The organism is Kitasatospora sp. CMC57 (genome assembly GCF_045866025.2).
In the GTDB taxonomy this organism is placed as follows: Bacteria; Actinomycetota; Actinomycetes; order Streptomycetales; family Streptomycetaceae; genus Kitasatospora.
Genome location: NZ_AP035881.2, coordinates 5077523 through 5100081, shown reverse-complemented (window position 1 = coordinate 5100081; position 22559 = coordinate 5077523). Strand labels below are relative to the sequence as shown.

Below are 22559 nucleotides of genomic sequence, written 5' to 3'. Positions count from 1 at the left end.
GGGCGGCCCTTCGGGCTTTCCGCCTACCGGGCCGTTCCAAGACGACTACCCCGTACTGGGACGGCCCGCCGCCGGCTGACGGCGCGTCGGCTCCCGTTGTGGCGGCGGGCGCGGGACCATGACGGGTGCCCGTCGCCATCGCGCTCTTCACCCAGGACCTCCGGCTGCACGACAACCCCGTGCTGCACACCGCGCTCACCTCCGGCGAGGAAGTGGTGCCGCTTTTCGTCCTGGACGACGGCCTCGCCGCCACCGGCTTCGCCGTCCCCAACCGGGGCGCCTTCCTCGCCGACTGCCTGCGGGACCTGGACGCCGCGCTGCGCTCGCGCGGGGGGTACCTGGTACTGCGGCGCGGTGACGTGGTCGCCGAGACCGCCCGGGTGGCGGCCGAGACCGGAGCAGGGGCGGTGCACCTGGCCGCCGGAGTGAGCGCCTTCGCGCAGCGGCGGGAGAGCCGCCTGCGGGAGGCGTTCGGCGACCGGCTGGTGGTGCACGAGGCGGTGCTGACGGCCGTCGCCCCGGGGGCCGTGACGCCCGCAGGGAAGGACCACTACGCCGTCTTCACCCCGTACCACCGGGCCTGGTCGGCCGCCGCACGACGAAAGCCGCTCCCCGCACCCCGGGCGGTCCCGGTGCCGGCCGGGATCGCGGGTGTACCGGTGCCCGAGGTCCGGCCCGACTCCCCCGACCTGCCGCCGGGCGGTGAAGGCGCCGGGCGGGCCCGGTGGCGGCGCTGGACGCCCGGCTCCCGGGACGTGCTTGCGGCGGACGGGACCTCCCGGCTCTCCCCCTACCTGCACTTCGGCTGCCTCTCGGCCACCGAGCTGGCCGCCGGGACCGAGGACGAGGACTTCGTCCGGCAGCTGGCCTGGCGGGACTTCCACCACCAGGTCCTGGCCGCCCGGCCCTCGGTCGCCCGGACCGACTACCGCCCGCGCGGCGACCGCTGGCACCGGGACGAGCGCGAACTCGCCGCCTGGCGGGCCGGGTTGACGGGCTACCCGATCGTGGATGCCGGGATGCGGCAGCTGGCGGCCCAGGGCTGGATGCACAACCGGGCCAGGCTGCTCACCGCGAGCTTCCTCGCCAAGACCCTCCACCACGACTGGCGCGAGGGCGCCGCACACTTCCTCGCCCTGCTGGTCGACGGCGACGTGGCCAACAACCAGCTCAACTGGCAGTGGGTCGCGGGCACCGGCACCGACACCCGCCCCAACCGGATCCTCAACCCGCTCACCCAGGCCAAGCGCTTCGACCCGGACGGCGCGTACGTCCGCCGCTGGGTGCCCGAACTCGCCCAACTCCAGGGCGGCGCGGTGCACCGGCCCTGGCTGCTGGCCGAACGGCCCGACTACCCGGCGCCGTTGGTGGAGCTGACGGGTGACCGGTTCGCCTCCGGACGTGCCGGTGGGGCGCCGCTCGGCTGAGCGACGCCCCCGCTCCGGTCAGATGTGGACGGCCGGGCCCGCCTCGGTGGTCCCGCGCTTGGTGAGCAGGCCGAGCAGGGCAGCGGCGAAGGCGACGGCGGCGGCGACCGCGAAGGCCAGGGACATGCCGCTGACGAACGACTCGTGGACGGCGGTGGCCATGCCGTGCACCACCTGCTCGGGAGTGCCGGCCGGGGCGGGCGGGGCGATGCCGAGCTGGGCGGCCTGGGCCAGGCCGGGCTGCTGGGCCGGGTCGACCGGGGGCAGGCCGGCGGCGGCCCAGTTGCCGGGGAGCACGTCGGTGACCCTGGCGGCCATCACCGCGCCGAGGACGGCGGTGCCGAGCGAGCCGCCGACCTGCATCGCGGCCTGCTGGAGGCCACCCGCCACACCGGAGAGCTCCAGCGGGGCGTTGCCGACGATGACTTCGGTGGCGCCGACCATGACCGGGCTGATGCCCAGGCCCATCAGGACGAACCAGAGCGACATCACGCCGGTGCCGGAGTCCGAGGTGAGCGTGGACATCCCGTACATCGCCACGGTGGTGAGCACCATGCCGACCACGATCGGGATCCGCGGGCCGACCTTGCCGATCGCGGCCCCGGCCGCCGGTGCTCCGACGATCATCATGCCGGTCATCGGCAGCAGGTGGACGCCCGCCTGGACGGGCGTCATCGCGTGGACGTTCTGGAGGTAGAAGGTCACGAAGAAGATCGCGCCGAAGAACGCGAACGCCATCAGCACCATCAGCAGGGCGCCCGCCGAGAGCGGGACCGAGCGGAACAGGCTGAGCGGGATCAGCGGTTCCTTGGCCTTGGTCTGCCAGAAGGCGAACAGCACCAGCGCGAGCACCGCGCCGCCGAGGAAGAGCAGCGTGCTGCCGTCGCCCCAGCCCCAGGTCGGGGCCTTGATGATGCCCCAGACCAGCGCGAACATCGCCACCGAGAGCAGAGCGATGCCGGGCACGTCGAAGGACTTGGCGGCGTTCTCGGCCCGGACGTCGCGCAGGATCCACAGCCCGAGGGCCACGGCGGCGATGCCGACCGGGATGTTGATGAAGAAGACCGACTGCCAGCTGACGTGCTCGACCAGCAGACCGCCGACGATCGGACCGGCCGCGGTGGAGGCGCCGATCACGCCGGCCCAGATGCCGATCGCCATGTTCAGCTTCTCGACCGGGAAGGCGCCGCGCAGCAGGCCCAGCGCGGCGGGCTGGAGCAGCGCGCCGAACAGGCCCTGGAGGACGCGGAAGGCGATCACCAACTGGATGTTGCCCGCGAAGCCGATCGCGGCGGAGGTGGCGGCGAAACCGGCCGCCCCGACCAGGAAGGTGGCCTTGTGGCCGAACCGGTCGCCGATCTTGCCGGCCGTGATCAGGAAGACCGCGAGCGCCAGCAGGTAGCCGCTGGTAACCCACTGGATGTCGGCGGGCGAGGCGCCCAGGTCGGTCTGGATCACCGGGTTGGCGATCGCCACCACGGTGCCGTCCAGCGCCACCATCATCACGCCCACCGCCACCGTGAGCAGGGTCAGCCAGGGGTGGCCCTGGAACCGCGCGAGACCGGTCGGCGGTGCGCTGCGCTGCGGCGGCACGGCCGCCTTGGCGGTCTTGGTTAGGGGCTGACTCATCTGACGGACCCTCCGGGGGCAGTGACAGGGCAAGGCGGTGGCGCCCCGGCCCACCCGTCCCCACGAGTCGTCCGGCCTGCGGGCGCCACTGCCGAACGAGATTATGTCAGCCTCTGACATTAGGCAAACGCTGTCTTGTGCTGCTGGCTGACTTCTGCCAAGGTCTGCCATTTGTCAGAGCGCTATCGTTATGTGCACCAGTCCCGCCCTGTCCCGGAAGGCCCAGCCATGGCCGCGCAGCCCCTCCCGTCCGCCGACCCGGCCGCCTGGCCGGTGCTCGGTCTGCGCGAGCGGAAGAAGCAGCGCACCAGGGACGCCCTGGTCTCCGCCGCCCACCGGCTCTTCCTCAGCCAGGGGTACGGGCGCACCACGGTCGACGAGATCGCCGGTGAGGTCGACGTCTCGCAGCGCACCTTCTTCCGCTACTTCTCCAGCAAGGAGGAGGTCGCGCTCGCCGTCCTGACTGACGCCGAGGACCACTTCGTCGCCCTGCTGCGGGAGCGGCCGGCCTCGGAGAACCCGCTGCAGGCGCTGCGGAGTTCGATCGTGCTGGCCTGGCGCGACCTCTCCGACACCGGGTCGGACACCGGCGTCACCGCCGCACTCGAACTCATCCAGCTGATCGAGGAGACCCCCGTTCTGCTCGCCGCCCACCTCCGGCGGATCACCGAACAGGAACGCCTGATCGCCGAACTGATCGCCCGCCGGGAAGGGCTCGACCCGACGGTCGACCTGCGGCCCCGGGTGCTCGCGGCGGTCTTCGGCGGAGTGCTCCGCTCCGCCCACCTGGCCTGGAGCAGCGACCACTCCGCCCCGGGCCCCGAGGGCATGATCGCCGTCATCGAGTCCCACTTCGACCAGCTCGGCCCGGCCCTGGCCGCCGACTGGCGCTGACCGCGAGCCCGCCGCCGGCGAACTGGACGCGCCGCGCCCGGCAGGCGTACGTCATACCTGGGTACTACGGCGAAGTCCGGTCTGCGGTACGACTCCCGGGGACCCGGCGCCGCCTAGGCTGGGCCGGGATGAAGCCTCTACTCCCCCCTCCTGTCCCCGCCCTGCTCCAGCGGTCGGGTGACCAGCTGGTCGATCTCGGTCGGGCGCTGCTCGTCCCCGTGGAGGACCGGTCCGCGCTGATGTCCGGGGCGCAGCGGGCGTGGGTGCGCTGGCTGCCGTACGTGCTGGCGGTCGCGGCGGTGGCGACGCTGGTGCCGGTGGGCACCGTGGTGCTGGCCGACAATTACGGGCTGGCGGGCGGGGTCGCGGGCGGGCTCGCGCTGGTGCAGTCGGCGCCGCTGCTGCTCGCGGTGACCCGGCCGTTGCAGGCGTGGTGGGTGATGGCCGGCGGGACGGTGCTGGGGGCGGTGCTGACGGCGGGCAGCCCGGTGGCCGCCGGGCCGTGGCCGTGGCCGGTGCCGACCCTGCTCGGGTACGTCTTCCTGATGGTGGCGCTGGCGCTGCGGGAGCGCGGGCGGACGCTGTTCGCGGTCTGGCTGGTCACGCTGGTGACCAGCATCGTGGTCTCCGATCTGCACCAGCCCCGGGCGGGCGAGACCGCCGCCGTGACGGTGGCGCTCTCGGGGGCGGTGCTGCTGCTGGGCTGGAGCGTACGCGGCCGGGGCGAGGCGCAGCGGCTGCTGGCCGAGCAGGAGCAGATCAGCGAGGCCGAGCGGGAGCGCAGCACCCTGCTGGAGGAACGGGCCAGGATCGCCCGGGAGTTGCACGACGTGGTGGCGCACCACATGTCGGTGATCACGGTGCAGGCGGACAGTGCGCCGTACCGGATCGGCGGTCTGCCGCCGGAGGCGGTGGAGGAGTTCGGCACCATCGCGACGGCTGCCCGGAGTTCGCTGACCGAGATGCGGCGGCTGCTGGGCGTGCTGCGCAGTGACGGGGCGGCGCCCGACCGGGCGCCGCAGCCGGGGCTGGCGCAGCTCGGCGGGCTGGTGGAGACGGTGGGTCAGGCCGGGGTGCGGGCCGAGCTGACGGTGGCTCCGGAGGTGACCGAACTGGGCGAACTGTCGCAGGCCGTCGGCCTGTCGGCGTACCGGATCGTGCAGGAGGCGCTGGCCAACGTGGTCCGGCACGCGCCCGGAGCCCGGGCCGAGGTCAGGCTGACCGCCGTCGGCCGGACGCTCCTGGTGGCGGTGGAGAACTCACCGGGCGGCCGCCCCGGGGTGGAGGGCGGCGAGGGCACCGGGCACGGTCTGGTGGGAATGCGCGAGCGCGTCCGCCTGCTGTCCGGCAGGCTGGAGACCGGTGCCACGCCTGCGGGCGGCTTCCTGGTGACCGCCGAACTGCCCGTCAACGTTCTTGGAGACACTCCCCGATGACCATCCGCGTAATCATCGTCGACGACCAGGCGATGGTCCGGGCCGGGTTCGCCGCGCTGCTCAACGCACAGACCGACATCGACGTGGTCGGCGAGGCCGCCGACGGCAGGCAGGCGCTGGAGGTCAGCGGGCGGACCCACCCGGACGTGGTGCTGATGGACGTCCGGATGCCCGAGATGGACGGTCTGGAGGCGGCCAGGCAGCTGCTCGACCCGCCCGTCGGCGGAGCGCACCGGCCCAAGGTGCTGATGCTGACCACCTTCGACGTGGACGACTACGTCTACGAGGCGCTCCGGGCCGGGGCCAGCGGCTTCCTGCTCAAGGACGCGCCGCCCGCCGACCTGATCGCCGCCGTCCGGGTGGTGGCCGCCGGCGACGCGCTGCTGGCACCTTCGGTGACCCGGCGGCTGATCGAGGACTTCGCCCGCACCCGCCCGGCCCCGCGCCGCGATCCCCGGCTCCGGCTGAACGGGCTGACGCCGCGCGAGACCGAGGTGCTGGAGCTGATCGCCCGTGGCCTGTCCAACCAGCAGATCGCCGAGCGGCTGGTGGTCGCCGAGCAGACCGTGAAGACCCACATCGGCCGGGTGCTGGCCAAGCTCGACCTGCGCGACCGGGCCCAGGCAGTAGTCCTGGCGTACGAGTCTGGCCTGGTGACGCCGGGTCAGTAGTACCCCGGTACGACGTGCTGTTTGGCCCCTCGGTGTGACGATCGCGGGGCCGTCCGCTTCCTACCTTTCTCTCCGTCAGCAGCGATACGACGGAAGGGCTGGAGCGGATGCGCGCACGCATGGGGAGGGCACTGGCCGGGGGCCTGCTGGCCGTACTGGCGGTCGGCGGCGCCGGCGGCTGGGCGGCGGCCGACGGCCAGCAGGCGGTCACCGGGCCGCCGCCCGGCAGCGCGGCCTGGGTCGCCGACACCACCCTGGGGCTCCCGCTGCCGGAGCCGGGACGGGCCGGTGCGGCCGAGGTGGCGGCGTTCTTCGCGGGGCTGCCGCAGGCTCAGCAGCGGGCGCTGGCGGTCCGTCACCCGCTGGTGGTGGGGAACCTGGACGGTGTCCCGTACGCGCTGCGGTACTTCGCCAACTCGCTGGCCCTGCGCGGGGAGCGCGACCGTGAGCTGTCCGTCGCCGCCGATGCCACCCTGCCGGAGCGGGACCGGGCCGCCGCCCGGGCGAAGGCCGAGCGGTACGCCGCGCTGAGCGGCCGTCAGCTGCTGGCCTTCGACCCGCGTGGCCGGGGCCAACTGGCCGAGGTGTTCGGCGATCTGGCCGACGCCGAGCGGACGGCGGTGATCGTGCCGGGCGCCGACAGCGACCTGATGACCGTCGACCGCGCCTCCTCCCCGTACGGCACGCCGACCGGGATGGCGAAGGCGCTCCGCGCCGAGGCGGGTGACCGGCTGGCCGTGGTCGCCTGGACCGGGTACACCACCCCCGTCAAGGTCGGCCTGGACGCCGCCACCGCCCGGCTGGCCCGGGCCGGTGCCCCACGGCTGAGCCGCTTCCTGGACGGCCTGGTGCCCACCACGGGACCGGTCACGGTGCTCTGCCACAGCTACGGCACCGCCGTCTGCTCGCTCGCCGGTCTCGGCCCCGCGCAGGCCACCGGCCTCGTCGCGCTCGGCTCGCCGGGCATGGACGTGGACCGCGCCGCCGACCTCCGGGTGCCGGTCTGGGTGGTCCGGCGCAACGACGAGGACTGGATCGACCGGGTCCCGAACGTCTCCTTCCTCGGCCTCGGCCACGGCGCCGACCCGGAGGCCCCCGCCTTCGGCGCCCGGACGGTCGCCTCCACCGGTTCGCACGGCCACAGCGGCTACTTCGCGCCCGGCACCGCCTCGCTCGCCAACCTCGCCGCGATCTCGCTCGGCGAGCTCGACCGGGTCGCCTACGCGCCCGTCCGCTGACCACCCATCAGGAGCCCCTGCCATGAAGCTCGTCGCGAACCTCCGCCGCAGCGCGGCCACCGTGGACGCCAGAACCCCCGCCACCCGTGACCGTGCGCTGGACGGACTGCGCGCCCTCGCCCTCCTCTCCGTACCGGTCGGGCACTGGCTGCTCGGCGGCTTCACCAGCTCACCGGACGGCGTGCTGCACAACGCCAGCCCACTCGCCTCGCTCGGCTTCTTCGCCCCGCTGAGCTGGGTGCTCCAGCTGCTCGGGGTGTTCTTCCTGGTCGGCGGGTACGCCTCGGCCAAGTCACTGGCCCGCTCCCGGGAACGCGGCGCGAGTACGGTCGCCTGGCTGCGGCAGCGCACCGTCCGCCTGCTCCGCCCGGTGCTCGGGGTGGCGGCGGTCTGGGCTCTGCTGATTCCGCTGCTGACCGCGCTCGGCGTCCCCGCCGGGACGGTCAGGACCGGCAGCGTGCTGGTGGTGCAGCCGCTCTGGTACATCGGCATCTACCTGGTGCTCACCGCGCTCACCCCCTGGTGCCTGCGGATCGGCCGCCGGCTCGGCGGCTGGGCGGCGGCCCCGCTGCTCGCGGTGGTCGCGGTGGTGGACGCGCTGCGGTACGGCCCGTGGGCCGACTCGGTGCCGTCCTGGCTGGCGCTGGTGAACCTGCTGCCCGGCTGGATGTTCGCCTACCAGCTCGGTGTCTCCTGGGCGCAGGGCACGCTGCGCAGGGCCGGCGCGAAGCTGCTGCTGTTCGGCGGGGCCGCGCTGTTCACAATGCTGCTGACGGTCTTCCACTACCCGGCCAGCATGGTCGGAGTGCCCGGGACGGCCAGGACCAATTCGCACCCGCCGTCGCTGCTGGTGCTGGCGTTGGCCTCGGTGCAGTGCGGCGCGGCGGTGCTGCTGCACGGCCGGATCGGGCGGGCGCTGCGGAGACCGCTGCTCTGGCTGCCGGTCGTGGTGGTCAACCTCTCGGCGATGACGATCTTCTGCTGGCACCAGACCGCGATGTTCTCGGTCGGCGCCCTCGGCGGCGCGCTGGGCACCGTCCCCGGTCTGACCACCGCGCCGGACTCGATCGGCTGGGTGCTCGCCCGGCTGGCCTGGCTGCCGGTGTTCGGCCTGACGCTGGCCCTGATCGGCCGCTACGCCCGGCGGTTCGACGCGCCGTGGCAGCTGGCCAGGGGCTGGAAGGCCACGCTGGGCGCGGGCGCGGGGCTGTTCGCGGCGTACGCGTTCGGGGTGGTCTGATCAAGTCACCCGACCACCTAGGCTGGCCCGCATGGTGACGTTCGATCAGTTCCTGAGCACCGCACTGGCGCTCCCCCGGGCCGCCGAGCGGCTGACCTGGGAGAGCACGGTCACGCTGCGGGTCGGCGAGAAGATCTTCGCGATGGGCACGCCGGGGACGGGAGCTGTCACCGTCAAGGCGAGCCGGGCGGACCAAGCCGAACTGCTGGCCGCCGAGCCGGAGGTCTACTCCTCGGCGCCGTACGTCGGGCGGCACGGCTGGGTGCTGGTCCAGCTGGCCGGGGTCGACCCGGACGAGCTGCGCGACCTGCTCACCGACGCCTGGCGGAGCGTCGTCCCGAAGAAGCTGGTCAGGGATTTCGAGGCATCCGGGCGCAGTTCCGAAACCCTGTGACCCATCCCACAGTTTAGCCGGGCACGTACCGCCTCCCCAGCCCATACGCTGGCTGGAAGTTGTCGGCGGTGGTACCACCCCACGCAGGCCAGAAGGATGGGTGACCAGTTGCCGCAGCAGAACGCGCGCTCCGTGCAGCGCCGCAGGCGGATCAAGCGGGTTTTGATAGGCGTCTTCGCCACCACCGTGGTCCTGGTCGACACCGGCGCCGCCGCCGCGCAGGCCGCCGTGGGGAGCGAGCAGCTCGCCATCACCACTCCCCCGGCCGGCAGCGAACGGTGGGGCACCGACCACTCGCTCGGCCGCGTCCTGCCGGACCCGGCCACCGCCGACGCCCGCAGCGTGGCCGCCTTCTTCGCCGGGCTCACCGCCGCTCAGACCGAGCGGCTGGTCACCGCCTACCCGCTGGTGGTCGGCAATCTGGACGGCGCCCCGCTCCAGCTCCGCTACCGGGCCAACCGGCTGGCGATCGCCGCCGAACGCGACCGGGCCCGCGCCCGCGCCGCCGACCGGCGACTGGACGCCGACACCCGCGCCCGGGCCGAGGCCCGGGCCAACGACAGCGAGCACCTGCTCGACCACGGCCGGCAGATCCTGGCCTTCGACCCGCGCGGCCGGGGCCTGGTCAGCGAGGTGTACGGCGACCTGACGTCCGCTCGGCGGGTAGCCGTCCTGGTGCCGGGGTCGGACGCCGACCTCGGCCACTTCGACCAGGCCGCCGACCCGCTCCGCTCCCCCGCCGGGATGGGGCGCGCGCTGTACGCCGAGGAGCAGCGCCTCGCGGCCGGCACCCGTACCGCCGTGATCGCCTGGACCGGATACGTCACCCCGGTCGGCCTCGGCCCCGACGCCGTCACCGACCGCCTCGCCCAGGCCGCCGCCCCACGCCTCACCCGCCTGCTGGCCGGCCTCGCCGTCACCAGCGACCCCGAGACGCCGCCCGCCCTGTTCTGCCACTCGTACGGGACCGTGGTCTGCGGCACCGCCGCTCCTGCCGTCCACGACTCAGCCCCCACCGACCTGGTGGTCTTCGGCAGCCCCGGGATGGGCGTGGCCGACGCCACCGAGCTCGGCACCGGCGTCCGGGTCTGGGCCACCCGCAACCGCACCGACTGGATCGGCAACGTCCCCTACCTGGAGGTCGGCGGTCTCGGTCACGGCACCGACCCCACCTCCACCGCCTTCGGCGCCATCAGGGTCTCCTCGACCGGCGCCGAGGGTCACACCGGTTACCTCGCCGAGGGCACCGCCAGCCTGCGCAACTTCGCCGACATCGCGCTCGGCGACTACGCCGACGTGACCCGGGCCGCCCGGAGCTGAGCTCCGTACCGGGAGACGCCCTTCGGCGGACCCCGCGAACGGGGCCCGCCGAAGGTGGGTTCCTACCTGGTGCCGCGATCGCCCTGCGGCGGCCGCGGCACCCGACGCCGGATCAGATGAACCGCCACAGGTGGTCGCTGGTGCCGTTGTCGTCCCAGAGCACGGCCTGCGCTCCCCGGGCGGTGGAGGCACCGGAGATGCCGAGGACGCGGCCGCTGTTGGCGCACTGGATCCTGAAGGTGTCGCCACCGCCGTGGCGCAGGCGCCAGCGGTGGTCCGTCGCGCCGTCGTCCGCCCACTGGACGATCCGGGCGCCGTTGGCGGTGCCGCCGTTCTCCACGGCGAGGACCTTGCCGCTGTTGGAGTTGCGCAGCCGCAGGTAGCCGCCGGTGTCGAGGACGGCCGTCCAGAGGTGGTCGGCGGTGTTGTTGTCGTCCCACTGGATGGCGAGCCCGCCGTCGGCGGTGGACATCGACTGCACGCCGAGGACCTTGCCGCTGTTGACGTTCTGGATCCGCCTGGCACCGACGGGGAGGAACTGCCACTGCCCGGCGGCGGCGGTGCTGTCCGGCAGCTGGACGGCGAAGGCGCCGCTGGTGGTGGAGCCGCCTTCGATGCCGAGCAGCTTGCCGCTGTTGACGTTCTGGAACTTGTGGTAACCGGTGCCCGCGTCCACCACGGTCCACCGGTGGTCGGCCGTGCCGGTGTCGCCCCACTGGAGCACCACGGCGTTGTCGGCGGTGGACATGGACTGCACGCCGAGGACCTTGCCGCTGTTGACGTTGCGCAGCCGCAGCGCGGTGCCGTCGACGACCAGGACCCAGTTGTGGTCGGCGGTGCCGGTGTCGCCCCACTGCAGGGCGCGGCCCCCGTCGGCGGTGGACATGTTCTGGATGCCGAGCACGAGTCCGCTGGCCGCGTTGACCAGACGGAAGCTCGGACTGTCGTCGGTCCGCCAGTAGGCGGTGTAGTTGAAGCCCTGGGCGTCGTAGAACGGGCCGAGGTTGACCGTCGCTCCGTTGGCGGTGGCCGTGAAGGCGAGGGCGGTGCTGCTGGTCCGGGTGACCGAGGCGGCGTCCAGGGTCGGGAGCGAGGACAGCGCGGTGCTGCCGTAGTTGCCGGCCAGGACGGCGGGGCCGTACGTGACCGCCACGACGCTCGGGCTGTCGTTGGCGGCCTGGAGGGCCACCTTCATCGGGAGCTTCACGGTGACGGTGTCACCGGTGGACCAGGACCGGGTGAGGGTGGCGTACGTGCCCGGGGTGACCGCGACGCTCTGGGCGACACCGTTGACGCTGATCGTGGCGCCCGAGGTCCAGCCGGGGATGCGGACGCGCAGGGACCACGTCCCGCCGACGCTGCCGGTGACCTTGAGCGTCGTGGTGTCCTCGGCCGGGAAGGCGGTGGTCTGGGTGACCGTGATGCCCCGCTGGGTCCAGTCCAGGACGGACGGGAGGAACAGGTTCACCGTCAGGGTGGTGCCGTCGTGGAAGTAGATCGAGTCCATCAGCTTGGTGTTGGACTCGACACCCGTTCCCTGGCAGCACCAGAACGTGCCGTAGTCGGTGCTCCAGGTGCCGCCGCCCCAGGCCGGGCCCTTGCCCCGGCGGCCGCCGGGGTTGAGGGAGCTGAAGTAGGTGATGTGGCCGTGCGGGTCGGCCGGGTTCTGGGCGCCGACGACGTGGTTGAGCAGCGCCTTCTCGTAGAAGTCGAAGTACGCGGCCCGGTCGGGGTTCAGCTGCCACAGCTCCCGGGTCAGCTTGAGCATGTTGTACGAGTTGCAGAGCTCGCAGGTGTCGTCGGTGAGGTAGCCGGAGATGGCGTTCGCGGCCCGGAAGTGCTCCGCCTGGCTGTTGCCGCCGATGGCGTAGGTGTGCGATCCGGTGGTGATCGTCCAGGCGTTGGTGGCGATGTCGCGGTAGCGGGTCGTGCCGGTGGCCTTGTACTCGCGGACGGCTCCGATCCACTTGGGCACCTGGGTGTTGGCATGGATGCCGTTGAGCTGGTCCAGGTTCGCGGCGAGCGGGTCGAAGACCGCGGCGTGGTCGAAGCGCTGGGCGGTGGTCAGCCAACGGGCGTCGCCGGTCTGCTGGTAGAGGTCGGCGAGCACCTCGTTCATACCACCGAACTCGGTGCCCAGCATTGACTGCATCGTGCTGTAACTGAGCGCTGCGGTGCGGCGGTCGACCCAGCCGGCGAGCGCGAGGAGCACGTCGCGGGCCTGGGTGTTGTCCAGCAGGCGCCACACGTCGAGCAGACCGGCCATGGTCTTGTGGACGCAGTAGTACGGGACGTTGCCGTTGCTCAGCCTGCCCGCTTCGAGGTTGGCGAAGTCGGCCTCGGGGAAGCCCGAGAGATAGCCGGCGGAGAAGCCCGCGGCGGCGTTGTTGGCCTGGCACTTGGCGAGTTCGGCCACCATCTGGTTGGCCTTGTCGCGGCAGGTGGCGTCCCCGAGTGCGGCGGCGGCCTGGGCCCACGCCGAGAGGAAGTGGCCCTGCACGTGGGTGCGGAACGGGAAGCCAGGATCGTCCCAACCCCCGTTCGCCGCAGCGGCGTTGGTGGAGAGCCGGTGGTTGGCGCGGAAGTTGTACAGCAGGCGGTCGACGTCCACGAAGCGGAGGTAGGCCAGGGTGCGGTTCTGGTTGTCGAGCCACCGGCTGCTGGTGAGCCGGACCTGACCCAGCGCGAACGGCACCGTCGACACTCCGAGGTCGGACCTGACCGGGGGCGTCTCCGCCACGGCGGAGCCCGCGCCGAGGACAGGACCGGCAGCAGCGGCCATGGCTGCGACGCCGGTCGCCTTGAACACGGTACGGCGGCTGAAGGGGTGAGCCGGCATGGCGAACTCCATGGTCCGTGTGAGGGGGGTGGGGGTGGGTGGGCAGCGCAGGTGGCGCACGGCGACTCCCGGCCGCCATCGGCGGTCGCGGCACGGTCGCGCGGGGTCCCCGGCCGTCCCGTCCGGTGGTGCGTTACCCGTGTGTTGCAAGAGTGTTAACGCTCACAATTGGCGTGTCAAGAGTTTCGACGGCAGTGCCGCCACGCCCTCCCCGGGCAGCTCTCCCCCTCGGAGACGGAGAGCCCCGGTGCCGCGATCACGGTGTGATCGCGGCACCGGGGCTCTCCGTCCGCCGTCGCCGGCAGGCTACTCGCGACCGGCCGAGGTGGAGCTCATGTCGGCGTAGCGGGTGCCGGTGACCTGGCCGGCGATCGGCTCCAGCGCGGCGAGCTCGGCGGCGGTGAGCCGCAGGGTCGCCGCAGCGGTGTTCTCGGCGAGCCGGGTGCGCTTGCGGGTGCCCGGGATCGGGACCACGGCGAGGCCGTGCACCTCGGCGCGCTGGTGGACCCAGGCCAGGGCGACCTGGGCGGCAGTGACGCCACGGTCCGCGGCGATCTTCTGGATCGGGGCGATCAGCGCCGCGTTGGCGGCGGCGTTCGGCCCGCTGAACTGCGGGTGGTTGCGCCGGTAGTCACCCTCCGTCAGCTGCTCGGCGGCGGCGAACGAGCCGGTCAGGAAGCCCCGGCCGAGCGGCGAGTACGGCACGAAGGTGACGCCCAGTTCCGCCGCGGCCGGAACGGCCGTGCGCTCGACGTCCCGGGAGAACAGCGACCACTCGGACTGCAGCGCCGCGATCGGGTGCACCGCGTACGCCTCGCGCAGCTCGTCCCCGGTCACCTCGGAGAGGCCCAGCTCCCGTACCTTGCCCGCCTGGACGAGCTCGGCCATGGCGCCGACCGACTCGGCCAGCGGGACCGCCGGGTCGCGCCGGTGCATGTAGTAGAGGTCGATCACGTCGACGCCGAGGCGGCGCAGCGAGGCGTCCACGGCGGTGCGGATGTACGCGGGCCGGTTGTTGACGGCCCGGTAGGTCGGGTCGTCCTCGCGGCGCTCGATGGCGAACTTGGTGGCCAGCACCACCCGGTCGCGGTTGGCCCGGACGAACGGGCCGATCAGCTCCTCGTTCGCACCGTTGCCGTAGACATCGGCGGTGTCGAACAGGGTGACGCCCGCTTCGAGCGCGGCGTCCAGGGTGGCCAGGGCCTCGGCGGTGTCGGTCGGGCCGTAGAACTCGGACATGCCCATGCAGCCGAGGCCCTGGGTGCCGATCAGCCGGCCGCTGCGGCCGAGGGGGGCGGTGGGGAGACGCATTCGGTGCTCCTGCCTTCGAGTGCTTCGCGCTCTTCGATGGATTCGAGGGTTTCGCCGTAGAGGTCGATCTTGTAGTCGAGGACCACCAGCGTCGCGTGCAGGTCCGCCAGCTTCAGCCGGACCTCCTCGCGGTGGGCCACCAGCAGGTCGCGGCGGTCCGCCAGGGTGTGTTCGCCCTCCCGGACCAGCTCGACGTAGCGCAGCATGTCCGCGACCGACATCCCGGTCAGCCGCAGCCGGCCGAGGAACTCCAGTCGCCGCACGTCGGCGTCGCTGTACCGACGCTGCCCGGAGTGCGAGCGGTCGACCGGATCGAGTAGCCCGATCCGCTCGTACCAGCGCAGCGTGTGCGCGCTCAGGCCGGTGCTTGCCACCATCTCACTGATGGTGTGCCGGCCCGAACGGTCGGCGGTCTCGACGGCGACGCCGGAGTAGGCGCCGCAGTTGAGCAGGTTCGGTGCTGCGGACGTGGCCACGGTGATACCCCCGGTGGAAGTGACGTTCACGAAGCTACTGACTTGGAGCGCACTCTAGGCAAGCCCGGCACTCCGGGGCGACGGTACGACTGACTAGAGTCGGGCCCATGCAGAGCTTGCGGATGATCGAGGACTGGCCGGTGCCCACCGCTGCGGCCGCGGTGGTGCGGGGCGGCGACGGGGTGGTGCTGGGTGCGGCGGGACCGCAGGACCAGCTGTTCCCGCTGGCGTCGGTGACCAAGCCGCTCACCGCGTACGCCGTGCTGGTCGCGGTCGAGGAGGGCGTCTTCGAGCTGGACGACCCGGCCGGGCCCGAGGGTTCGACCATCCGTCACCTGCTGGCGCACACCTCGGGTCTCGCCTTCGACGAGCACCGGGTGATGGCCCCGCCCGGTGAGCGACGGCTCTACTCCAACGCCGGGTTCGACGTGCTGGCGGACACCCTGACCAAGGCGTCCGGGATCAACTTCGCCCAGTACGCCGACGAGGCGGTCTTCGCCCCGCTCGGGATGACCTCCACCCTGATCAACACCGCCCACCGCACCCCCGCCGGGGCCGGCGGCCTCTCCACCGTCGCCGACCTGGCCAGGTTCGCCGCCGAGCTCCAGGCCCCCCGGCTGCTCGACCCCTCCACCGTGCACGCCGCCACCCGTGAGGTGGCCTGGCCCGGCCTGGGCGGCGTCCTCCCCGGCTTCGGCCACCGGCGGCCCAACGACTGGGGGCTCGGCTTCGAGATCCGCAGCGAGAAGTCCCCGCACTGGACCGGCACCCACAGCTCGCCCGCCACCTTCGGCCACTTCGGCCAGTCCGGCACCTTCCTCTGGGTCGACCCGGCCGCGGGCGTCGCCTGCATCGCCCTCACCGACCGCGACTTCGGCCCGTGGGCGGCAGAGGTCTGGCCGGCCTTCACGGACGCGGTGCTCGCCGACCTCGCCTGAGCTTTTGGCAGAACGCTCGGTTGCACTGTCCGGGGAGCTCGGGGAACTGCGAGGAGGTCTGGCGTGCGGGTCGAAATGCAAAGTACCTGACCACATACGCACGGGTGACCTTTTTCGAGGTCGGCGTCGTAGTTCCCCGGGCTCCTGACCGTAGCCACCTGAGGTCAGCCGTAGGTGACGGGAGAGTGCATCTCCCAGAGCAGCAGCTCCGCGCCGTCGGCCCCCGCCGTGGGGTCGGCGAAGGCGTCGCCGGTGGCGCGGACGCTGTCGCCGGGCTCCATCGTGCGGCCGCCGCCCTGCGGCCCCGGCACGGTGCGGTAGCCCAGCGAACCCGCCGTCAGGTGCCCGTACCGGAACGGTGCTTCGGGCAGCGGCGGTAGCGGCTCCCACGGCCCCGCCATGACCAGCCAGAGTGCCGCGTCGCCGCGCCGCAGCCGCAGCGCCTCCGAGGAGGCGTCCCCTTCCCGTCCCGAGGCGAGCAGCGTCAGCCCGTCCACCGAGCGTTCGACCCGCCGGAGGCCGTACGCCGGGGGTGCGTCGAAGGTGTCCGGCTGCAGCCACATCTGGACGAAGCGCACCGGTTCCGTCGCGCCGCCGACGTTGCGTTCGGTGTGGGTGATGCCCGAGCCCGCGCTCTGCCACTGGAGCATGCCGGGCCGGACCACGCCCGCGTGGCCGTGGCCGTCCCGGTGGGCGAGGGCGCCGGAGAGCACCCAGGTCAGGATCTCGGTGTCCCGGTGCCGGTGTTCGTCGTAGCCCGCGCCGGGGGCGAGGGTCTCCTCGTTGACGGCCAGCAGGGCGCCGAAGTGCACGTTCTTCGGGTCGTAGTGACCGGAGAACGAGAAGGCGTGCCGGGTCTCGACGCCGTCGGCCGGGGTCGATCGGTAGCGTTCGGAGGCCCGGCGCAGCTCGGCGCGGGCGCGGGTGGCGGCTTCGGTCACGGGGCCACCGTAGTACCGGAGCGGCGCGGCCCGGGGGAGGCCGGTGTGACGTGGGCCACCGGCCCGATCGGTGGGGGCGGGTACGAGGCGCCTCGTACGTGAGGCAGTCTTGTCCTGTGCCATCCGCTTCAGCGAGTTCCGACAAGAAGACCGCGGCCGAGCAGGCCACCGCGGCTGCCAAGCAGCCCGAGCAGCCGAAGGCCCGCCGGGGCAGCCGGCTGACCGCGCAGGAGCGCAGGCTGGCCACCGAACGGGCTGAGCTACGGGCCGCCACGCTCAAGCGCCTGGAGAAGTCCGCGGGCAAACTGGCCACCGCCGCGATCACCCGGATGGATGACCAACTGGGCTGGTACCGGCGGATGCCGCCGGAGCACCGGTCCTGGATCGGCCTGGTCGCCCAGGCCGGTATCGCCGCGTTCACCGAGTGGTACCGGCACCCGGACGCCCCGCAGGCGATCTCCACCGACGTGTTCGGCACCGCCCCGCGCGAGCTGACCAGGGCCATCACGCTCCGGCAGACCGTGGAGCTGATCCGCACCACGATCGAGGTGATGGAGGAGGCCATCGACGAGGTGGCCGCGCCCGGCGACGAGGCGGGCATGCGCGAGTCGGTACTGGTCTACGCCCGGGAGATCGCCTTCGCCACCGCGCAGGTGTACGCCCAGGCGGCCGAGGCGCGCGGCGCCTGGGACGCCCGGCTGGAGGCACTGGTCGTCAACTCGCTGCTCTCCGGTGACGCGGACGAGGGCGTGCTGTCCCGCGCGGCCGCGCTCGGCTGGGGTCAGCCGAGCCAGGTCCGGGTGGTGATGGGCAGCGCCCCGGACGGGGACAGCGAGCTGGTGGTGGAAGCGATCCGACGGGCCGCCAGGTACGCCAAGCTGCACGTGCTGACCGGGGTGCTCGGCAAGCGGCTGGTGGTGGTGGTCGGCGGCGACAAGGAGCCGGTGCACGCCGCCCGGGCGCTGATCGGGCAGTTCGCGCCGGGTCCGGTGGTGGTCGGCCCGACGGTCGGTGACCTGCTCTCGGCGACCAGGTCCGCGCATGCGGCGGCGGCCGGGCTGCGGGCCTGCGCGGCCTGGCCGGACGCCCCGCGCCCGGTGCTGGCGGACGATCTGCTGCCCGAGCGGGCGTTGGCCGGGGACCAGGCGGCCCGGCGGCAGTTGGTGGAGGAGATCTACACACCGCTCGACGAGGCCGGGTCGGCACTCCTGGAGACCCTGAGTGTCTATCTGGAGCAGGCCTCCTCGCTGGAGGGTGCCGCCCGGATGCTCTTCGTCCACCCGAACACCGTGCGCTACCGGCTCCGTCGTGTGACCGACGTCACCGGATATGCTCCGTCCGACGTGCGTTCGGCCTTCACGCTGCGGATCGCGCTGGCCCTGGGCCGACTCGGTTCGGCCGCCACCCATGAGTGACACGCTGTAGGGACTCCACAATCCGGCGTGCTTTTCTTCGTTACCGTCGCCTACCCGCCCCCGGGTGCCTGGCGAGAGAGGGTTGAACCGTGCTCGTAATCGTCGCCCCTGGACAGGGTGCCCAGACCCCCGGATTCCTCAACCCCTGGCTCGAGCTGGACGGCGCCGCCGACCGGCTGAGGGCCTGGTCCGACGTGGCCGGGCTCGATCTGGTCCGGTACGGCACCGAGGGCTCCGAGGAGGAGATCAAGGACACCGCCGTGGCCCAGCCGCTACTGGTCGCCGCGGGCCTGCTCACCGCCACCGAGCTGTTCGGCGCCCCGACCGGCGGTCCGTTCGCCGCGGTCGCGGGGCACAGCGTCGGTGAGATCACCGCCGCCGCGCTGGCCGGCGTGCTCAGCGTCGAGGAGGCGCTGGTGTTCGTCCGCGAGCGCAGCCTGGCGATGGCCGAGGCCGCCACCGTGACGGCCACCGGGATGACCGCCCTGCTTGGCGGCGACCCCGAGGTGGTCGCCGCGAAGCTGGCCGAGCACGGCCTCACCGCGGCCAACAACAACGGCGGCGGCCAGCTGGTCGCGGCCGGCACGCTGGACCAGCTGGCGGCCCTCAAGGCCGACCCGCCGGCCGGTGCCCGGGTGATCCCGCTGAAGGTGGCCGGTGCCTTCCACACCGAGCACATGGCGCCGGGCGTGGAGCGGCTCGCGAAGCTGGCGCCGACCCTGACGGTCCACGACCCGAAGGTGGGGTACCTGTCCAACAAGGACGGTGAGGTCGTACAGTCCGGTACCGAAGTACTGGACCGCCTGGTCTCCCAGGTCTCCAACCCGGTCCGCTGGGACCTCTGCATGGAGACCCTGCAGCAGCTCGGTGCCACCGCCGTCATCGAGCTCTCCCCGGCCGGAACCCTCACCAACCTGGTCAAGCGCAACGTCAAGGGTGTCGCGACGCTGGCCCTCAAGACCCCGGCCGACCTCGACAAGGCGCGTGCGCTGATCGAGGAGCACGGCGGGCAGGAGCAGGACGTATGACTTCGCCTCAGATCCAGCCGTCCACCGGTGCCGCGTACTCGCGCATCCACGGTGTCGGCGGCTACCGCCCCGTTCGGGTGATCCCCAACTCCGAGGTCCTGAACTGGATCGAGTCCTCGGACGAGTGGATCCGTTCCCGCAGCGGGATCACCGAGCGCCGCTGGGCCGGGCCGGAGGAGAGCGTCGCCGAGATGTCGGTGCAGGCCGCCGGCAAGGCGATCGCACAGGCCGGCATCGCCCCGGAGCAGATCGGCGGCGTGATCGTGGCCACCGTCTCGCACCTCAAGCAGACCCCGGCGATCGCCACCGAGATCGCCCAGCGGCTCGGCTGCGGCACCGCCCCGGCCTTCGACATCTCGGCCGCCTGCGCGGGCTTCGGCTACGGCCTGAGCCTGGCGGACGGCATGGTGCGCGGCGGCAGCGCCGAGTACGTGCTGGTCATCGGTGTCGAGCGGCTCAGCGACCTGACCGACACCTCGGACCGGTCGACCGCGTTCATCTTCGGCGACGGCGCGGGTGCCGCGATCGTCGGCCCGTCCGACACGCCCGGCATCGGCAAGGTGATCTGGGGTTCGGACGGTTCGCAGAAGGATGTCATCTCGCAGACCCAGGCCTGGGACACCGCGTTCGCCAAGGCGGACGCGGTCAACGGGACGGGCGAGGAGGTGAAGTGGCCGGCCCTGCGGATGGAGGGCCAGTCGGTCTTCCGCTGGGCGGTCTGGGAGATGGCCAAGGTGGCCCAGCAGGCGCTGGACGCCGCCGGGGTCACCGCCGACCAGCTCGGTGCGTTCATCCCGCACCAGGCCAACATGCGGATCACCGACGCCATGATCAAGGCGCTCAAGCTGCCCGCCACGGTGCCGGTCGCCCGCGACATCGCCGAGACCGGCAACACCTCCGCGGCCTCCATCCCGCTGGCCATGGAACGGATGCTGGAGAGCGGCGAGGCCCGCAGCGGTGACCTCGCGCTGATCATCGGCTTCGGGGCGGGTCTCGTGTACGCCGCAGCAGTCGTTACTCTCCCCTAGGCATCAACGCCCCACCACAAACCTGCGACGGCCCGCCGGGTGGTCGCTGTCAACACCGAAGAGGAGCAGCCAGTATGGCTACCAAGGACGAGGTTCTGACCGGTCTTGCCGAGATCGTCAACGAGATCGCGGGCATCCCGGCCGAGGACGTCGAGCTCGACAAGTCCTTCACGGACGACCTGGACGTCGACTCGCTCTCCATGGTCGAGGTCGTCGTGGCCGCCGAGGAGCGCTTCGACGTCAAGATCCCGGACGACGAGGTCAAGAACCTCAAGACCGTCGGCAACGCCGTGGACTACATCCTCGCGAACGCCGCCGCCTGATCCACGGTCAGTTCCACTGACCGCCCGGGCGGCCGGAGTGCACACCCCGGCCGCCCGGTCACCCCTCCCCCGGCATCGCCGCCACCTGCCACACGTGAGAGAAGAAGAAACCAGTGACCGCTGAAAACCGCACCGTGGTCGTCACGGGTATCGGCGCCTTCACGCCGCTGGGCGGCGACGCCGCCTCGTTCTGGGAGGGCCTGATGGAAGGCCGTTCCGGCGTGGCAGCGCTGACCGAGGAGTGGGCCGCCGACCTGCCCGTCCGGATCGCCGCGCGCGTCGCGGTGGAGCCGGGCGAGGTGCTGCCCCGCCCGCTGGCCCGCAAGCTGGACCGTTCGGCGCAGTTCGCGCTGATCGCGGCCCGTGAGGCCTGGGCCGACGCCGGCTTCGAGACGCCCGCCACCGACGAGTCCTCCAAGCTCGCCCCCGAGCGCCTGGGCGCCGTCATCGCCTCCGGCATCGGTGGCGTGACCACCCTGCTCGACCAGTACGACGTGCTGAAGGAGAAGGGCGTCCGCAAGGTCTCCCCGCACACCGTCCCGATGCTGATGCCCAACTCCCCGGCCGCCAACGTCGGCCTGGAGGTCGGCGCCCGTGCGGGTGTGCACACCCCCGTCTCCGCCTGCGCCTCCGGCGCCGAGGCGATCGGCTACGCGATCGAGATGATCCGTACCGGCCGCGCCGACGTGGTGGTGGCCGGCGGCACCGAGGCGGCGATCCACCCGCTGCCGATCGTCGCCTTCGCCAACATGATGGCGATGTCCAAGAACAACGAGAACCCGCAGCAGGCCTCCCGCCCGTACGACAAGGCCCGCGACGGCTTCGTGCTCGGCGAGGGTGCGGGCGTGGTCGTGCTGGAGTCGGCCGAGCACGCCGCCGCGCGCGGCGCCCGGGTCTACTGCGAGGCGGTCGGCCAGGGTCTCTCCTCGGACGCCCACCACATCGCGCAGCCCGAGCCGTCCGGCTCCGGGGTGGCCCGCGCGATCGCTCAGCTCTTCGAGCAGAACGACCTCGACAAGGCCGACATCGTGCACGTCAACGCGCACGCCACGTCCACCCCGCAGGGTGACGTCGCGGAGCTCAAGGCGCTCCGCAAGGAGCTCGGCGACCACCTCGACCACGTTGCCGTCTCGGCCACCAAGTCGATGACCGGTCACCTGCTCGGCGGCGCCGGCGGCATCGAGACGGTCGCCACCGTGCTGGCCCTGCACCACCGACTGGCCCCGCAGACCGTCAACCTGGACGACCCGGACCCGGAGGCCGAGGCGGACATCGTCCACGGCGAGCCGCGCAAGCTCCCCGAGGGCCGGATCGCCGCGCTGAACAACTCGTTCGGCTTCGGCGGCCACAACGTGGTGCTGGCCTTCCGCACCATCTGAGGCGCGGTCGGACGGCCCGTCTGACGGGCCGTCCGACCGACTGTCAGGACGGAAGCCCGGTACGCGAGTCGCGTACCGGGCTTCCTCCGTACCTGGGCCCTGTCCGGGCCGCTCAGACCACCTGGTGCAGCCAGCGGACCGGGGCGCCCTCACCCGCGTAGCGGAACGGCTCCAGCTCGTCGTCCCAGGGCTTGCCGAGCAGCCGGCACAGGTCGGCCTCCAGGTCGGTGCCCTCGTTCCTGGCCCGGAGCAGCACGGCCCGCAGCCGGTCCTCGGGGATCAGGATGTCGCCGTGGATGCCGGTGACGGCGTGGAAGATGCCGAGCGCGGGGGTGGAGCTGTAGCGCTCGCCCTCGGTGCTCGTGGTGGGCTCGCTGGTGACCTCGAAGCGGATCAACTGCCAGCCGCGCAGGGCGGATGCCAGCCGTGAGGCGATACCGGGCTCACCCTGCCAGGAGAGCTCGGCCCGCCAGTGACCGGGCGCGGCCGGCTGGCGGATCCAGTCAAGGCTGATCCGCACACCGAGCACGCCCGCCACCGCCCACTCTACGTGCGGGCACAGCGCGCGGGGCGCGGAGTGGATGTACAGGACTCCACGTGTCGTCACCGGGACCTCCAGGCTGTGGACGAGG

Annotated in this window: 20 protein-coding genes; 14 read left to right on the top strand and 6 right to left on the bottom strand. The window is 72.7% G+C overall.

Annotation, left to right across the window (positions count from 1 at the left end; all coding sequences use genetic code 11):
- Window positions 1-125: 125 nt before the first annotated feature.
- Window positions 126-1427 (top strand): cryptochrome/photolyase family protein, encoded by a 1302-nt coding sequence (locus ACKUU6_RS22895; RefSeq protein WP_407990424.1) that lies wholly within the window; start codon window positions 126-128, stop codon window positions 1425-1427.
- 18 nt (window positions 1428-1445) lie between these two features.
- Here ACKUU6_RS22895 and ACKUU6_RS22890 read toward each other — a convergent pair whose 3' ends face one another.
- Window positions 1446-3056, bottom strand: a complete 1611-nt coding sequence (locus ACKUU6_RS22890; protein WP_407990423.1) for an MFS transporter — start codon at window positions 3054-3056, stop codon at window positions 1446-1448.
- Between the two features lie 228 nt (window positions 3057-3284).
- On the opposite strand from ACKUU6_RS22890, the gene ACKUU6_RS22885 reads away from it, so the two are divergent.
- From ACKUU6_RS22885 to ACKUU6_RS22855, 7 genes are all read left to right on the top strand, one after another.
- The gene (locus tag ACKUU6_RS22885; RefSeq protein WP_407990422.1) at window positions 3285-3950 is read left to right on the top strand and encodes a TetR family transcriptional regulator; all 666 of its coding nucleotides are present in this window, start codon (window positions 3285-3287) and stop codon (window positions 3948-3950) included.
- A 128-nt stretch (window positions 3951-4078) separates the two neighbouring features.
- Complete coding sequence (locus tag ACKUU6_RS22880; RefSeq protein ID WP_407990421.1) at window positions 4079-5386, top strand: sensor histidine kinase; 1308 nt, start codon at window positions 4079-4081, stop codon at window positions 5384-5386.
- A complete protein-coding gene (locus tag ACKUU6_RS22875) occupies window positions 5383-6057 on the top strand; it encodes a response regulator (protein ID WP_407990420.1) in 675 nt (224 codons plus the stop codon). The genes ACKUU6_RS22880 and ACKUU6_RS22875 overlap by 4 nt, the downstream gene beginning before the upstream one ends.
- Window positions 6058-6164: 107 nt before the next feature.
- Entirely contained in the window at window positions 6165-7295 is a 1131-nt protein-coding gene (locus ACKUU6_RS22870) for an alpha/beta hydrolase (RefSeq protein WP_407990419.1), read from the top strand.
- Between the two features lie 22 nt (window positions 7296-7317).
- On the top strand, window positions 7318-8535 hold the full coding sequence (locus ACKUU6_RS22865; RefSeq protein WP_407990418.1) for an acyltransferase family protein: 1218 nt from the start codon (window positions 7318-7320) through the stop codon (window positions 8533-8535).
- Window positions 8536-8566: 31 nt separating this feature from the next.
- A complete protein-coding gene (locus ACKUU6_RS22860; protein ID WP_407990417.1) occupies window positions 8567-8929 on the top strand; it encodes an MmcQ/YjbR family DNA-binding protein in 363 nt (120 codons plus the stop codon).
- Between the two features lie 96 nt (window positions 8930-9025).
- Complete coding sequence (locus tag ACKUU6_RS22855) at window positions 9026-10249, top strand: alpha/beta hydrolase (protein WP_407990416.1); 1224 nt, start codon at window positions 9026-9028, stop codon at window positions 10247-10249.
- A gap of 112 nt (window positions 10250-10361) precedes the next feature.
- Here ACKUU6_RS22855 and ACKUU6_RS22850 read toward each other — a convergent pair whose 3' ends face one another.
- The 3 genes from ACKUU6_RS22850 to ACKUU6_RS22840 all read right to left on the bottom strand — a co-directional run bounded on the left by ACKUU6_RS22850 (window position 10362) and on the right by ACKUU6_RS22840 (window position 14881).
- Window positions 10362-13088, bottom strand: coding sequence for a beta-L-arabinofuranosidase domain-containing protein (locus ACKUU6_RS22850; RefSeq protein ID WP_407990415.1), 2727 nt, complete (start codon window positions 13086-13088; stop codon window positions 10362-10364).
- Between the two features lie 306 nt (window positions 13089-13394).
- The gene (locus ACKUU6_RS22845) at window positions 13395-14399 is read right to left on the bottom strand and encodes an aldo/keto reductase (protein WP_407990414.1); all 1005 of its coding nucleotides are present in this window, start codon (window positions 14397-14399) and stop codon (window positions 13395-13397) included.
- The gene (locus ACKUU6_RS22840) at window positions 14357-14881 is read right to left on the bottom strand and encodes a MerR family transcriptional regulator (protein ID WP_415927191.1); all 525 of its coding nucleotides are present in this window, start codon (window positions 14879-14881) and stop codon (window positions 14357-14359) included. The genes ACKUU6_RS22845 and ACKUU6_RS22840 overlap by 43 nt, the downstream gene beginning before the upstream one ends.
- Window positions 14882-14982: 101 nt before the next feature.
- Here ACKUU6_RS22840 and ACKUU6_RS22835 point away from each other — a divergent pair, with 101 nt between their 5' ends.
- Window positions 14983-15813: a serine hydrolase domain-containing protein gene (locus ACKUU6_RS22835; RefSeq protein WP_407990412.1), complete on the top strand. Its 831-nt coding sequence runs from the start codon at window positions 14983-14985 to the stop codon at window positions 15811-15813.
- Window positions 15814-15977: 164 nt separating this feature from the next.
- Here ACKUU6_RS22835 and ACKUU6_RS22830 read toward each other — a convergent pair whose 3' ends face one another.
- Window positions 15978-16754: a pirin family protein gene (locus ACKUU6_RS22830; RefSeq protein ID WP_407990411.1), complete on the bottom strand. Its 777-nt coding sequence runs from the start codon at window positions 16752-16754 to the stop codon at window positions 15978-15980.
- 239 nt (window positions 16755-16993) lie between these two features.
- On the opposite strand from ACKUU6_RS22830, the gene ACKUU6_RS22825 reads away from it, so the two are divergent.
- The 5 genes from ACKUU6_RS22825 (at window position 16994) to fabF (ending at window position 21927) form a co-directional block, all read left to right on the top strand.
- Complete coding sequence (locus tag ACKUU6_RS22825) at window positions 16994-18169, top strand: PucR family transcriptional regulator (protein WP_407992206.1); 1176 nt, start codon at window positions 16994-16996, stop codon at window positions 18167-18169.
- An 89-nt stretch (window positions 18170-18258) separates the two neighbouring features.
- On the top strand, window positions 18259-19197 hold the full coding sequence (locus ACKUU6_RS22820) for an ACP S-malonyltransferase (protein WP_407990410.1): 939 nt from the start codon (window positions 18259-18261) through the stop codon (window positions 19195-19197).
- The gene (locus ACKUU6_RS22815; protein WP_407990409.1) at window positions 19194-20225 is read left to right on the top strand and encodes a beta-ketoacyl-ACP synthase III; all 1032 of its coding nucleotides are present in this window, start codon (window positions 19194-19196) and stop codon (window positions 20223-20225) included. Before ACKUU6_RS22820 ends, ACKUU6_RS22815 begins: the two co-directional genes overlap by 4 nt.
- Window positions 20226-20299: 74 nt before the next feature.
- The gene (locus ACKUU6_RS22810) at window positions 20300-20548 is read left to right on the top strand and encodes an acyl carrier protein (protein ID WP_407990408.1); all 249 of its coding nucleotides are present in this window, start codon (window positions 20300-20302) and stop codon (window positions 20546-20548) included.
- 113 nt (window positions 20549-20661) lie between these two features.
- The gene (gene fabF / locus ACKUU6_RS22805; RefSeq protein ID WP_407990407.1) at window positions 20662-21927 is read left to right on the top strand and encodes a beta-ketoacyl-ACP synthase II; all 1266 of its coding nucleotides are present in this window, start codon (window positions 20662-20664) and stop codon (window positions 21925-21927) included.
- A 112-nt stretch (window positions 21928-22039) separates the two neighbouring features.
- Here fabF and ACKUU6_RS22800 read toward each other — a convergent pair whose 3' ends face one another.
- Window positions 22040-22534, bottom strand: coding sequence for a DUF3145 domain-containing protein (locus tag ACKUU6_RS22800; RefSeq protein ID WP_407990406.1), 495 nt, complete (start codon window positions 22532-22534; stop codon window positions 22040-22042).
- Between the last annotated feature and the right edge of the window lie 25 nt (window positions 22535-22559).

Bases quoted from the DNA above. Each gene is read 5' to 3' on its own strand.
- ACKUU6_RS22890 (WP_407990423.1), bottom strand. From the start codon at position 3,056: ATGAGTCAGCCCCTAACCAAGACCGCCAAGGCGGCCGTGCCGCCGCAG.
- ACKUU6_RS22885 (WP_407990422.1), top strand. From the start codon at position 3,285: ATGGCCGCGCAGCCCCTCCCGTCCGCCGACCCGGCCGCCTGGCCGGTG.
- ACKUU6_RS22880 (WP_407990421.1), top strand. From the start codon at position 4,079: ATGAAGCCTCTACTCCCCCCTCCTGTCCCCGCCCTGCTCCAGCGGTCG.
- ACKUU6_RS22875 (WP_407990420.1), top strand. From the start codon at position 5,383: ATGACCATCCGCGTAATCATCGTCGACGACCAGGCGATGGTCCGGGCC.
- ACKUU6_RS22870 (WP_407990419.1), top strand. From the start codon at position 6,165: ATGCGCGCACGCATGGGGAGGGCACTGGCCGGGGGCCTGCTGGCCGTA.
- ACKUU6_RS22865 (WP_407990418.1), top strand. From the start codon at position 7,318: ATGAAGCTCGTCGCGAACCTCCGCCGCAGCGCGGCCACCGTGGACGCC.
- ACKUU6_RS22860 (WP_407990417.1), top strand. From the start codon at position 8,567: ATGGTGACGTTCGATCAGTTCCTGAGCACCGCACTGGCGCTCCCCCGG.
- ACKUU6_RS22855 (WP_407990416.1), top strand. From the start codon at position 9,026: ATGGGTGACCAGTTGCCGCAGCAGAACGCGCGCTCCGTGCAGCGCCGC.
- ACKUU6_RS22850 (WP_407990415.1), bottom strand. From the start codon at position 13,088: ATGCCGGCTCACCCCTTCAGCCGCCGTACCGTGTTCAAGGCGACCGGC.
- ACKUU6_RS22845 (WP_407990414.1), bottom strand. From the start codon at position 14,399: ATGCGTCTCCCCACCGCCCCCCTCGGCCGCAGCGGCCGGCTGATCGGC.
- ACKUU6_RS22835 (WP_407990412.1), top strand. From the start codon at position 14,983: ATGCAGAGCTTGCGGATGATCGAGGACTGGCCGGTGCCCACCGCTGCG.
- ACKUU6_RS22815 (WP_407990409.1), top strand. From the start codon at position 19,194: ATGACTTCGCCTCAGATCCAGCCGTCCACCGGTGCCGCGTACTCGCGC.
- ACKUU6_RS22810 (WP_407990408.1), top strand. From the start codon at position 20,300: ATGGCTACCAAGGACGAGGTTCTGACCGGTCTTGCCGAGATCGTCAAC.